The organism is Streptomyces sp. NPDC055749 (assembly GCF_053617235.1).
On the sequence record NZ_JBSHFH010000002.1, the window covers coordinates 127,650 to 140,561 of the forward strand.

Sequence of the window (12,912 nt, forward strand, 5' to 3'; positions counted from 1 at the left end):
GGCTCACAGCGGCCCGGGCTCGATGGTGGCTCACAGCACCGGCACAGGCTCAGCACACCGGTGTGACAGGGCGGTTGGCGAACGTCTGTGACATGGCAACCGACACCCCTTGGAACACCCTGCCGGCCCGGGAGCACCTCCTGGCCGGAGCGGTCGACGCGGCCGGTGCACCCGTACTCGACGTCGTGGTTCCGGTCTTCAACGAGGAGAAGGATCTCGAAACCTGTGTGCGCCGGCTGCACGAGCACCTCGTACGGACTTTCCCGTACCGCTTCCGGATCACCGTCGCCGACAACGCGAGCACCGACCGCACGCCCCAGGTGGCGGCGCGGCTCGCGGCGACCGTGCCGGAAGTGCGCTCGTACCGGCTGGAGGAGAAGGGCCGCGGGCGGGCGCTGCGCACCGTCTGGTCCCACTCGGACGCACCGGTCCTCGCCTATATGGACGTCGACCTCTCGACCGACCTCAACGCACTGCTGCCGCTGGTCGCGCCCCTGATCTCGGGCCACTCCGACCTCGCCATCGGCTCGCGGCTGGCGCGCAGTTCGCGGGTGGTGCGCGGGTCGAAGCGGGAGTTCATCTCGCGGGCCTACAACCTCATCCTGCGTTCCTCGCTGGCCGCCCGCTTCAGCGACGCCCAGTGCGGATTCAAGGCGATACGGCGTGAGGTCGCGCAGCGGCTGCTGCCGATGGTCGAGGACACCGGCTGGTTCTTCGACACCGAGATGCTGGTGCTCGCGGAGCGTGCCGGCCTGCGTATCCACGAGGTGCCGGTCGACTGGGTCGACGACCCCGACTCCACCGTCCACATCGTGCGGACGGCGACCGATGACCTGAAAGGCGTGTGGCGGGTGGGGCGGGCGCTGGCCGTCGGCGCCCTGCCGCTCGACCGGCTGGCCCGGCCCTTCGGGGACGATCCGCGCGACCGCGCGTTGCCCGGGGTGCCGGGCGGGCTGGCCCGCCAGCTCGTCGGGTTCTGTGTCGTGGGCGCACTCTCCACGCTTTTCTACCTCGTCCTGTACTCGCTGTTCCGGACGGGCTTCGGCCCGCAGTTCGCCAACGGCGGCGCGCTGCTGGTGTCGGCCGTCGCCAATACGGCAGCCAACCGGAGGCTCACCTTCCGAGTACGGGGCAGGGGCGGAGCCATCCGTCACCAGGCGCAGGGGCTCGTCGTCTTCGCCATCGGGCTCGCCCTGACGAGCGGCTCGCTCGCCGCGCTCGGCGCGGCTTCCGGATCGCCCTCGCACGGTACGGAACTCGCCGTCCTGATCACGGCCAACCTCGCGGCGACGGTGCTGCGGTTTCTGCTCTTCCGCGCCTGGGTCTTCCCGGACCGGAGCGGCTCCGAACACGAACTGAGGAACGTCCGATGACCACCCTGTACCCCGACGGCCATCCCCCCGCCCACCCGCCGATGGACGATCCGCGCTGGGTGCGGCCCGCCGTGCTCGGAATGCTGCTCGCCGTGGGACTGGCCTACCTCTGGAACCTCAGTGCCTCCGGGTACGCCAACTCCTTCTACTCCGCCGCCGTACAGGCCGGCAGCCAGAGCTGGAAAGCCTTCTTCTTCGGCTCGCTGGACTCCGCCAACGCCATCACTGTCGACAAGCCCCCGGCCACGCTCTGGCCGATGGCCCTCTCGGTACGGATCTTCGGCCTGAACGCCTGGGCGCTCCTCGTCCCGCAGGTGCTGATGGGCGTGGCCACGGCCGGGGTGCTCTACGCCGCCGTACGCCGCCGATTCGGCGCGCCCGCCGGGCTGATCACGATGGCGGTCTTCGCGCTGACACCCGTCGCGGCGCTGATGTTCCGCTTCAACAACCCGGACGCGCTCCTCGCACTCCTGATGACCGTCACCGTCTACTGCGTGCTCCGCGCGCTGGAGAACGGGCGGACGAAGTGGCTGGTCTGGGCGGGAGCCGCGGTCGGGCTCGCGTTCCTGACGAAGACCCTTCAGGCGTTCCTGATCCTGCCGCCGCTCGCCGTTCTGTACGCGGTGTGCGCGCCCACCTCCGTACGCAAGCGGCTGGGGCAACTCGCCCTGTCCGCCCTCACGATGGTCGTCGCCGGTGGCTGGTGGGTGGCGATCGTCGAGCTGTGGCCCGCCTCCTCGCGTCCGTACATCGGCGGCTCGCAGAACAACTCCTTCCTGGAGCTGACCTTCGGCTACAACGGGCTCGGCCGTCTCAACGGCGAGGAGACCGGCAGCGTCGGCGGCGGGGGCGGCGGAGGCGGTCAGGGTGGTGGCTGGGGCGAGACCGGCATCGGCCGGATGTTCAACTCCGAGATCGGCGGCCAGATCTCCTGGCTGCTGCCGGCCGCGCTGATTCTGCTGCTCGCGGGCGTGTGGCTGACCCGTAAGGCGAAGCGGACCGATACCGCCCGTGCGGCGTTCCTCGCCTGGGGCGGCTCGCTGCTGATGACCGCTCTCGTCTTCAGCTTCATGGCGGGCATCTTCCATCAGTACTACACGGTGGCACTGGCCCCGTACCTCGCGGCGCTCGTCGGCATGGGCGTCACGGTGCTGTGGGAGGAGCGTGCCCTGTGGTGGGCGCGGGCAGTGCTCGCCGCCACGCTCGCTGTCACGGTCTGCTGGTCGTACGTCCTGCTGGGGCGCACCCCGGACTATCTGCCGTGGCTGCGCTGGACCGTTCTGGTGGCCGGGCTCGTGGGAGCGGCGGGTCTGCTGTTCGCCTCCCGGCTGGGGCGGCGGTTCGCGCTCGCCGTGGTGGGGCTCGGTTTCGCCGCGTCGCTGGCGGGGCCGACCGCGTACACGGTCAGCACGCTCGGCACCGGGCACCAGGGTTCGATCGTCACGGCGGGTCCGTCCGGCGCCAGCATGATGGGCGGCGGCCGGGGCGGTCCCGGGGGCGGGGGCGGGGGCGGAGAGGGCCCGGGTGGCGCGATGGGCGGCGCGATGGGCCGGCCGCCGGGTGGTGGCCAGCCGGGGCAGGGGCAGTCGCAGGGCGGTGGCCGGCAGCCCGGTGCCATGCCCGGCGGGGCCATGGCCGAAGGCGGCATGGGTCTTGGCGGTGGTGGCGGTATGGGCGGACTGCTCAACGGTTCCTCCGTCGGCGCCGAGGCCAAGAAGCTCCTGGAAGCGAACGCTGGGGACTACACCTGGGCCGCCGCTGCCATCGGTGCGCAGAACGCCGCGAGCTACCAACTCGCCACCGGAGAGCCCGTGATGGCGATCGGCGGCTTCAACGGCAGCGACCCCGCTCCGACGCTCGCCCAGTTCAAGAGCTACGTCGAGGACGGCAGGATCCACTACTTCGTCTCCGGCGGAGGCGGTGGCGGTGGCGGCGGCAACAGCGGCACCTCCTCGCAGATCACCTCGTGGGTCGAGGACACCTTCAAGAAGGTCACCGTCGGCAGCGCGACCTTCTACGACCTGACCCGCGCGAAATGAACTTGTACGGCGTACAGGAGTGCCTTACGGTGTACGACGCCAAGCACTCCCATACACCGTACGAGTAGTAACGGAGCTCAAGGAGCCCGCATGACGGCGACCACCGCCGAGCCGAACGACCTCGCCCCGCAGGGGCACCCGCAGCGCTGGCTGATCCTCGGCGTCATCTGTCTGGCCCAGCTCACCGTGCTGCTCGACAACACCGTCCTGAACGTCGCCATCCCCTCCCTCACCACGGAGCTGGACGCCTCCACCGCCGATGTGCAGTGGATGATCAACGCGTACTCGCTCGTCCAGTCCGGTCTGCTCCTCACGGCGGGCAGCGCGGCCGACCGCTACGGCCGCAAGCGGATGCTGGTCGCCGGACTCGCGCTGTTCGGCATCGGTTCGCTGGTGGCCGGGCTCGCGCAGTCCTCCGGCCAGCTCATCGCCGCCCGCGCCGGGATGGGCATCGGCGGTGCGCTGCTGATCACCACCACGCTGGCCGTGGTCGTCCAGATCTTCGACGACAGCGAGCGCGTCAAGGCGATCGGCCTCTGGTCGACCGTCAACTCGCTGGGCTTCGCGACCGGTCCCCTCATCGGCGGGATCATGCTCGACCACTTCTGGTGGGGAGCGATCTTCCTCATCAACATCCCGGTCGCGATCGTCGGCCTGATCGCGGTCCTGCGTCTCGTCCCGGAGTCCAAGAATCCGCAGGGCGACCGGCCCGACCTGCTCGGCGCGCTGCTCTCCACCATCGGTATGACCGCCGTCGTGTACGCGATCATCTCCGGCCCGGAACACGGCTGGACGTCCGGCCAGGTCCTGCTCACCGCCTTCACCGGGGTCGCTGTCCTCACCGGATTCGTGCTGTGGGAGCTCCACATCCCGTACCCGATGCTGGACATGCACTTCTTCCGGAACCAGAAGTTCATCGGTGCGGTCGCGGGCGCGATCCTGGTCGCCTTCGGAATGGGCGGTTCGCTCTTCCTGCTGACCCAGCATCTGCAGTTCGTGCTCGGATACGGGCCCCTGGAAGCCGGACTCCGTACGGCTCCGCTCGCGCTCACCGTGGTCGCGCTCAACCTCACGGGTCTGGGCGCCCGCCTCGTACCGAAGCTGGGGACTCCCGCCACCATCGCCGCCGGGATGAGCCTGCTGGCCGCCGGGCTGGGCGCCATCGCGGTGCTCGGCAGCGACGGGTACGGCGGAATGCTCCTCGGCCTGGTCGTCATGGGCGCCGGGATCTCGCTCGCGATGCCCGCCATGGCCAACGCCATCATGAGCGCCATTCCGCCCGAGAAGGCGGGCGTGGGTGCCGGGGTCAACGGCACACTCGCCGAATTCGGCAACGGCCTCGGGGTCGCCGTGCTCGGCGCCGTGCTCAATTCCCGCTTCGCCGCCCTGATCCCCGCCGCCGTGGGGGCCGCCTCGCTGCCGGCGGCGCTCGCCGCGGCTGACAGCGAGGGGGAGCGGCAGCGCATCACGGACGCCTTCGCCTCCGGTCTGGAGACCAGCCAGCTGGTCGGCGCGGTGGCGGTGCTCGCGGGCGGACTGCTGGCCGCGGCGCTCCTGAGGCGGGCCGAGCGGATGGAGCCCGGACCCGCGGATCCTGCCGTGAAGGACCCTGCCGTGAAGGACCCGGCTGAGGCAGACTCGGCCGGTACGGCGGCATAGCATCGGAGGGGACGCGTACCGGACCGTAACCGTCCGGTACGTGCCCCCGCAGCCCCGGTCCGTCCTGGTCCGTTCCGTCCGGCAGAACGAGGAGAGTGCGCCATGGTGTCCGCGGCCGACCGCGTGAAGAACCCCGCACGGACGAGTGTGTGGCTGGACCGCCGGGCCCCCTCGCGCACCCGGAAGTCCGAGTCGCCCGTGGGCCTGGACCGGGACAGGATCACCGCGGCGACGGTGCGGCTGCTGGACGCGGAGGGCCTCGCCAAGTTCTCCATGCGCCGGCTCGCGGCGGAGCTGGACGTCACCGCGATGTCCCTCTACTGGTACGTCGACACCAAGGATGACCTGCTGGAACTGGCGATGGACTCGGTCTTCGCGGAGATCGTGCCCCCGGGTGAGGACGCGGACTGGCGCGACCGGCTGCGGGAGATGGCGCGCAGCTACCGCGAACTCCTCGTCCGCCACGTCTGGGTGTCGCCACTGGCCGGCCACTTCCTCAACATCGGCCCGCACGCCATGCTGTTCTCGTACGCCGTCCATGACGTCGTACGAGCCACCGGGCTGCCGCTGAGGAACCAGACGGGCGCGCTGGCCGCCGTCTTCCAGTTCGTGTACGGATTCGGCACCATCGAGGGCCACTTCATCGAGCGGTGCAGGAGCGCGGGGCTCAGCCAGGACGAGTACTTCCAGCAGGCGATGGGCACCATCCAGGGCGATCCGAACCTCAAGAATCTCGCCGCGGCGTCGATGGAGACGGTGGAGGCGCGCGGCGGCGGCTCGGTCGAGGAGATGCGCGAGCTGGACTACGTGTTCGCGCTCGACCTGCTGATCGCGGGCATCGAGGCGATGTGCGTACGGGCCGGAGTGCCCGCCCAGTAACGGCGTCCGGAGTCCCCGCTCAGTAGTCGTGGCCGGATTCCATGCTCAGTAGCCCCGGTCCACGTCCACGGCGAGCGCCGGTGTCCTGCCCGCGCTCAGCTCGTCCCAGCACGCCTCGAAGTCTTTGATGATGTCCTCGTCTGCGGTGATCCCGGCGGAGTGCGACGTGATCACCGTACGAGGGAGCTGCCAGCAGCTGTCGCCCGGCGCGGCGGGCTCGTCGGGCAGTACGTCGAGCACGGCCCGCCGTACGGTCCCGGCGCGCAGGGCCGCCTCCAGCGCGTCCATGTCCACGGTCGCCCCGCGCCCGACGTTGATGAACGTCGCGCCGCGCACGGCCGCGAAGCGGGCGGCACCGAAGTGCCCCTCCGTCGCGTCCGTCAGGGGCAGGGCGGCGACCACCCAGCGCGCGGCGGCGAGCGCCGCTGCCTCTTCGCCTGACAGGTCGGCCCCGTCGGTGCCGATCACCCGGTCGAACCCCGGTGGCGGTACGGCGCGTGGGCTGCGGGCCACCCCCACCGTCCGGATGCCGCATCCCCGCAGCAGACCGGCGACCGCCGAACCGATGCGCCCGGTGCCGTAGACCAGCGCCGTCTGTCCTGCGGCGAGTTCGGAGGGGATGCGCCGCCACTCGGCCCGTGCGTGCTGCGCGGCGAACTCCGGCACGGCCTGGCATTCGGCGAACACCCAGGCCAGCACGTACTGCGCGATCCGCTCGCCCATGCGGCCCACGGTCCGGGTGAGCAGCGCGTCCTGCGGCCAGGGACCGGAGTCGAGCAGCGCGTCCGTACCGGCGTTGACGCTGTGGAACCACACGAGCCGCCCGCGGCGAAGCGCGTCCGGCAGCGAGGCCCCGACGAGGACGAACGGCCCGTCCGGTACGCCGTCGTGAGCCGGCTCCACCGGGCGCCCGGTGATCCGCTCCAGCTCCCGGAGTACGGGCTCGCCGACCGTCGGCGCTACCAGCAGCCGGGCCCGCGCGAGGAGTTCCGGCCCAGGAGTCTGTACGGGCACGTCAGCTGCCGGGCGCCAGGTTGGCCGGGAAGCCGCCCGTGGCGATCGGACCCCACCGCTCCGGAGTGATCCGGATGATCGACTTCCCCTGCTTCACCATGGCAGCCCGGTACTCGTCCCAGTCCGGGTGCTCGCCGGAGATGTTCCGGAAGTACTCGACGAGCGGCTCGACCGAATCCGGTGAATCGATCACCTCGGCCGAGCCGTCGATCTGGACCCAGGCATCGTTCCAGTCGTCCGACAGGACGATCACGCTCACCCGCTCGTCCCGTCGGGCGTTACGGGTCTTCGCCCGCTCCGGATACGTCGAGACGACGATCCGGCCCGAGTCGTCGACGCCGCAGGTGAGCGGGGAGCCCTGGGGGCGGCCGTCGGACCGGGTGGTCAGCAGGATCGCCCGGTGCCGGGGCCGCACGAACGCCAGCAGCTCTTCGAGTTCCACGGCGGTGTTGGTCGCGATGTGGGATGGCATGCGTCCGACCCTACGACGCGCCGCAAGCCCTAGGACGGCAGGGACTCGCCCTGTACCGCCTGGATGTCCAGCTCCACGCGCAGCGTCGTACCGATGGCCGAAATCCCCGCCCGCACCACCTGGTTGTAGTTCATGGCGAAGTCGTCGCGGCGCAGTTCGGTCGTCGCGTGGAAGGCCGCGCGCACACCGCCCCAGGGGTCGGGGCCCGTGCCCAGATAGCTGAGGTCGAGATCGACGGCGCGCGTGATGCCGTGCAGTGCGAGCTCGCCGTGCACCGTCCAGCGGTCGGGGCCCGCCGGGGTCAGCCCGCTGGAGCGGTAGGTGATCTCCGGGAAGCGGTCCACGTCCAGGAAGTCGGGCGACCGCAGGTGCTTGTCCCGCATGCCGTTGCCGGTGTCGACGCCGGCCGCGCCGATGACGGCCTCGACACGGGAGCGCTCGATGTCCGGCGCGATCTCGATCCGGCCGGTGAGATCGGTGAACCTGCCGTGCACGCTGGAGATCCCCAGGTGCTGCGCGACCGCGCCCACCGATGAGTGCGCGGGGTCCAGCGACCAGATGCCCGGAGGCGGAAGTTCCGCCCCGCCCTGCCGGGCCATGACGACGGTGCCCGCGTCGATCCGGCCGCCCGCCGTGACGAGGGCGGTGGAGGCCGTGGGGGCGTACCCGACCGCTGTGACGATCACGGTGTACGCGCCGGCCGGCAGAGGTTTCTCGGTGCGGACGGCCCCGTCCTCGTTCGCGTCGGCGCGCAGCACCTGGGTGCCGGTCATATCGGTGACTGTCACGACCGCGTGCTGGACCGCCCAGCCGTCCCGCGTCCGTACCTGTGCGCGAAGTGCCATCCCGTTTCTCTCCTTGCTGCATGACCCGCTGGGTCAATGAGTCGGGCCCCGGGGGCGGGTGCGGCAGGCCGTCCCCTGCCTGCCGTACCCGCCACCGGGGCCCATTTCCGCCGGCCGGGACAGCCTCTCCGCTAGAAGTGCCGTCCCGCCAGGGGTCTTTGTTACTCGCCGGGGTGGGCGAGCTCGATGTCGTGGCCGTCGACTCCGTGACCGGCCACGGTCAGGGCGCCCGCCACCGGCGGGTAGCCGGTCGCGACGACCGAGTACTCGCCCGCGTCCAGGTCGGTGAAGGCGTACGCCCCGTCCTCCCCGGTCGTCGCGTTGGCGACCACGTTGCCCGCCGCGTCGATCAGCGTGACGCGGGCGTCCGGCAGCGGGGTCCGGGCGGACCCGGCCCGCACGACGCCCCGGACCAGCGCACCGGCCCGCAGAGCCGCCTCGACCCGGGTGACGCCCTGGCCGCCGACCTCGACGGGGAGCGCCAGCGGGCGGAACCCGGCGGCGTTCACCGCGACGGTCACCGCGCCCGGGACCAGCTCACCGAAGGCGAAGTCGCCGGCCTCGCCGGACCTGCCGGTCGCCAGCACATCGCCGCGCACATCGGTCACCACGACCATGGCGCCCTCGACCGGAGCCCCGGTGGCCTCGGCCCGGACGGTCCCGGTGAGACCGCTCGTACCGACGAGGAGGATGTCGTACGCGACGGGGTCCTCGCCGACGACCACGGTGGACGCCTGCGGCTGGAAGCCGTCGGCGGACGCGATCAGGACGTACGAACCCGCGCCGGGCGCGTCCAGTGCGTAGCCGCCGTCGGCCTGGGAGACGGAGCGCCCCAGCTGCCGGCCGGCCGGTGAGATCAGCGTGACGGCGGCCTGTGCGACGGGCACGCCTTCGGCGCCGCGCACCACACCGCGTACCGCCGTGCCGTGTGCCGCAGTGCCGTATACCGCCGTGTCCGGCACCGTCTCCACCGGAGCTTCGAGGGTGGCGACCGAGGTGACCCCGGCGACGCCCTCGGCGACCTGGGCGGGTTCCGTGACGGCCTCGGCGGTGGCCGGGGTGTCGTTCGACGCGCTCGTCTTCAGTGCGACCTCCTTGATGAAGATCGTCACGACGAAGGCGATGAGCGCGGCCGGAGCCGCGTACAGGAAGACATCGCCGACACCGTGCCCGTACGCGGCCTCCACGACCGTACGGATCGGGCCGGGAAGGGTGTCCAGGTCGGGGATGCCTCCGCCGCCCGTGCCGCCGTGACCCATGGCCGCGCCCTCGGGACCGAGGTCGGCCAGGCCGTCCTTGACGTAGTGCGTGACACGGTTCGCCATGACGGCGCCCAGCGCCGAGACGCCGATCGCACCACCGAGCGAACGGAAGAACGTGACGACGGAGCTGGCCGAACCGAGGTCGGCCGGAGCCACCTGGTTCTGCGTGGCGAGCACCAGGTTCTGCATCATCATGCCGACGCCGAGACCCATGACGAACATGTAGACCGCGATCTGCCAGTACTCGGTGTCGTACCGGATGGTGCCCAGCATGCCGAGCCCGGCCGTGACCAGGAAGCCACCGCTGACCAGCCATGCCTTCCAGCGCCCGGTCTTGGTGATGACCTGGCCGGAGACCGTCGACGAGAGGAAGAGTCCCGCGATCATGGGGATCGTCATGACCCCGGACATCGTCGGCGACTTGTCGCGTGCCAGCTGGAAGTACTGGCTGAAGAACACGGTGCCCGCGAACATCGCGATACCGACGAACAGCGAGGCGACCGAGGCCAGCGTGATGGTGCGGTTGCGGAAGAGGCGGAGCGGGATGATCGGCTCGCTCGCCTTCGACTCGACGAGCAGGAAGAGCCCGATGAGTACGACGGTGCCGCCGAGCATCATGTACGTGGGTCCGGAGATCCAGTCGTACTTGTCGCCCGCGAAGGTCACCCAGAGCAGCAGCAGCGAGACGGCGGCGCTGATGAAGAACGCGCCCGCCCAGTCGACCTTGACCTCGCGCTTGACGACCGGGAGCTTCAGGGTCTTCTGGAGCACGACGAGCGCGATCATCGCGAACGGCACGCCCACGTAGAAGCACCAGCGCCAGCCCATCCAGCTGGTGTCGGTGATGACACCGCCGAGCAGCGGACCGCCGACGGTGGCGACGGCGAAGACCGCGCCGAGGTAGCCGCTGTAACGGCCGCGCTCGCGCGGGGCGATCATCGCGGCCATCACGATCTGGGCGAGGGCGGAGAGACCGCCGACGCCGATGCCCTGCACGACACGACAGGCGATCAGCATGCCGCTGCTGGTGGAGAGACCGGCGACGACCGATCCCGCGACGTAGATGATCAGCGATATCTGGACCAGCAGCTTCTTGCTGAACAGGTCGGAGAGCTTGCCCCACAGCGGGGTGGTGGCGGTCATGGCCAGCAGCGAGGCCGTCACGACCCAGGTGTAGGCGCTCTGGCCGCCGCCGAGGTCGGAAATGATCTCGGGCAGGGCGTTGGAGACGACCGTCGACGACAGGATCGCGACGAACATGCCGAGCAGGAGCCCGGTCAGCGCTTCCATGATCTGCCGGTGTGTCATCGGCGTGCCGTCGGGGGCTTCGGAGCCCCCGTGCTTGGCGTGGCCGCCCCGCACACCGGTGGGTGTGGTCGTAGCCATTGAGTTCCTTCTCTTTGCATCTGTTACACAGGTGTACGGGTGTGCGAATCGTCTGAGTACCGCGTGCGGCAGTCCCCGTTGTGCTTTCCGGGAGGGCACTCACCGGAGCCACGGCAGGCGAAGCTGTCACGCAGCCGGGACAGCAGGGCGTTCAGCCGGCCGACGTCCTCGTCGGACCAGTCGATGAGTTTCCGGGCGAAGACCTCGGTCGTCCGGCGGTTCAGCTCGGCGAGCTGCTCGTCTCCCGCAGGGGTCAGCCGCAGGATGCGGGACCGCTTGTCCGCCGGGTCCGGCGACCGTTCTATCCAGCCGCGTTCGGCCACATGTGCGACGTGGCGGCTGGTCACCGACATGTCCACGGCCAAGAGCTCGGCAAGTCTGCTGATCCGCATCTCGCCGTGTTCCGCCAGGAGTGCCAGTACGGCGGCGGAGCCACCGGGGCACTCGGGGGGAAGGGTCCGGGTGAGTCCGCGCTTGACGGCGCCGATCGCGCTGAGCTGCCGGGCCAGTTCCTGGTAGTGGCTCCGAGCGGCCATGGGCCCTCCTGACATCTCGGCGCCAACTAATTGCTTAGGGCAACCATAGAAGCGGTTGGTTGCTACAGGCAAACGAAAAGCGCCTTGCAGAAGTAAAGGAACGCAAAAGGCTCCGTAGGCTCCGGGTCAAACGCGCAGCGTGCGGCGCGGGCCTCTCCCCGACTGTGACTCCCGCCACGAGTCCTGCCACGACTTCCCGCAGCCCCGCGGCACCCGGGGGTTGGGTGGTAACGCCGAGTTCGCTAGGGTCCTGGCCCATGGCACACAACCCCCACGCCCCTCAGCAGGGCCCCGAGGGCACCAACGACCCGGCGGGCAGCACCCAGATGTTCCGCGCTTTCGTCGACGAGGGCGAGCCGCAGCGCCGGCAGCAGCCGGCGGCGACCTCGTCCGGACCGCGGGTCGGGGTGATCGCGGCCGTCGTCGCGGTCGTCGTCGTCCTCGGTGCGGTCGCCTGGCTCGCGCTCAGCTGATCATTCCGCCCCCACGCACGTGGGGGGTCACTTCCATACGGCGGTGACGTCCTGGGTCTCGATCCGCATCCCCAGGGGAACCCGCCAGGCGTCCACGCAGACGGTGTACGTCTTCTTCCGCAGCGCTCCCGCGTCGATCGGCGCGGGGAGCGGCTGCGTCGACTCGACGGTCGCCCAGTCGACCCCGAGCGCCCCGATGACGTGCGTCTCGAAGGTGACGGTCCCCGAACGGACCGGTGAGCCACCGGTGTTGCGGAACTCCACGGTCACCTTCTCGCACCAGCGCCGGTCCGCGTCCGTGTTCACCGGGTCGCCGAGCTGTAGCGCGGCGGGGGTGGCGGGTGCGGTGGGACCGGGACTGCCGGAAGGCGGCGGGGCGCTCCCCGTACCTCCTGAGCCTCCCGTACTTCCCGAGCTGCCCGAACCTCCCGAGCCGCCGGTGCTGCCGGAACCTCCGGTGCTTCCCGGCTGCGTGCCCCCAATGCCCCCAGTGCCACGCGTACCCTCTGCGCCCCCTGTACCGCCCGTGCCGCCGCCCGCAGCCGCTGCGCCACCCGAGCTTCCTGGGGTCGCCCCGGAGCCGCCCGTTCCGCTGCCGGGGTCCGTGGTGGCGGTACGTTCCCCGGCTCCCGGTACGCCGGGCAGCTCGCCGCCCGTGGCCGACCCGGACCCGCCGTCGCCGCCCTTCTCGCCGCCGCCCTTGGAGCGCTCATCGCCCGAGGCGTCCAGCGGGATCAGCGTGACCTTCCCCGAGGGCAGGCCCGCCGTCCTCGGCGCCTCGGCCGGGCCGGCGCCGGCCGCCCCGACCGCCACATAGCCGTCGTCGCCCGCGCTGCCGCCGCCGCAGGCGGCCAGCGCGCCGCCCAGGCACAGCACGGCCGCCGAGGCGGCGATCACGGTGCCCCGGCGGCCGGTCGAACGAAATGTCTGACGTCGCATCGCGCCAGTGTGGCTGACGGTCCGTCAATTCGGAA

General features: G+C 71.0%; 11 protein-coding genes. 5 read left to right on the plus strand and 6 right to left on the minus strand.

Annotated elements, in window-relative coordinates; translation table 11 throughout:
• Positions 1-92 precede the first annotated feature (92 nt).
• From ACWGO0_RS02385 to ACWGO0_RS02400, 4 genes are all read left to right on the plus strand, one after another.
• Positions 93-1,373: a glycosyltransferase gene (locus ACWGO0_RS02385; RefSeq protein WP_453526729.1), complete on the plus strand. Its 1,281-nt coding sequence runs from the start codon at positions 93-95 to the stop codon at positions 1,371-1,373.
• Complete coding sequence (locus ACWGO0_RS02390; protein ID WP_453526731.1) at positions 1,370-3,412, plus strand: ArnT family glycosyltransferase; 2,043 nt, start codon at positions 1,370-1,372, stop codon at positions 3,410-3,412. Before ACWGO0_RS02385 ends, ACWGO0_RS02390 begins: the two co-directional genes overlap by 4 nt.
• Positions 3,413-3,502: 90 nt before the next feature.
• Positions 3,503-5,071, plus strand: coding sequence for an MFS transporter (locus ACWGO0_RS02395; protein ID WP_453526733.1), 1,569 nt, complete (start codon positions 3,503-3,505; stop codon positions 5,069-5,071).
• Between the two features lie 102 nt (positions 5,072-5,173).
• Complete coding sequence (locus ACWGO0_RS02400; protein ID WP_453526736.1) at positions 5,174-5,950, plus strand: TetR/AcrR family transcriptional regulator; 777 nt, start codon at positions 5,174-5,176, stop codon at positions 5,948-5,950.
• A gap of 45 nt (positions 5,951-5,995) precedes the next feature.
• Here the strand turns inward: ACWGO0_RS02400 and ACWGO0_RS02405 are convergent, their stop codons facing one another.
• The 5 genes from ACWGO0_RS02405 to ACWGO0_RS02425 all read right to left on the minus strand — a co-directional run bounded on the left by ACWGO0_RS02405 (position 5,996) and on the right by ACWGO0_RS02425 (position 11,465).
• Positions 5,996-6,964 (minus strand): NAD(P)-dependent oxidoreductase, encoded by a 969-nt coding sequence (locus ACWGO0_RS02405; protein ID WP_453526739.1) that lies wholly within the window; start codon positions 6,962-6,964, stop codon positions 5,996-5,998.
• Position 6,965: 1 nt separating this feature from the next.
• Entirely contained in the window at positions 6,966-7,436 is a 471-nt protein-coding gene (locus ACWGO0_RS02410) for a PPOX class F420-dependent oxidoreductase (RefSeq protein WP_453526742.1), read from the minus strand.
• 29 nt (positions 7,437-7,465) lie between these two features.
• A complete protein-coding gene (locus ACWGO0_RS02415; RefSeq protein ID WP_453526745.1) occupies positions 7,466-8,281 on the minus strand; it encodes a YceI family protein in 816 nt (271 codons plus the stop codon).
• 161 nt (positions 8,282-8,442) lie between these two features.
• Positions 8,443-10,929, minus strand: coding sequence for an MFS transporter (locus tag ACWGO0_RS02420; protein WP_453526748.1), 2,487 nt, complete (start codon positions 10,927-10,929; stop codon positions 8,443-8,445).
• Positions 10,930-10,952: 23 nt separating this feature from the next.
• Positions 10,953-11,465: a MarR family winged helix-turn-helix transcriptional regulator gene (locus ACWGO0_RS02425; protein ID WP_453526751.1), complete on the minus strand. Its 513-nt coding sequence runs from the start codon at positions 11,463-11,465 to the stop codon at positions 10,953-10,955.
• A gap of 257 nt (positions 11,466-11,722) precedes the next feature.
• On the opposite strand from ACWGO0_RS02425, the gene ACWGO0_RS02430 reads away from it, so the two are divergent.
• On the plus strand, positions 11,723-11,938 hold the full coding sequence (locus ACWGO0_RS02430; protein ID WP_453526754.1) for a hypothetical protein: 216 nt from the start codon (positions 11,723-11,725) through the stop codon (positions 11,936-11,938).
• Positions 11,939-11,965: 27 nt separating this feature from the next.
• On the opposite strand, the gene ACWGO0_RS02435 is transcribed toward ACWGO0_RS02430, so the two are convergent.
• Positions 11,966-12,877 carry a hypothetical protein gene (locus tag ACWGO0_RS02435; RefSeq protein ID WP_453526757.1) on the minus strand — a complete coding sequence of 304 codons (912 nt, stop codon included), beginning with the start codon at positions 12,875-12,877 and terminating at the stop codon, positions 11,966-11,968.
• Positions 12,878-12,912 lie beyond the last annotated feature (35 nt).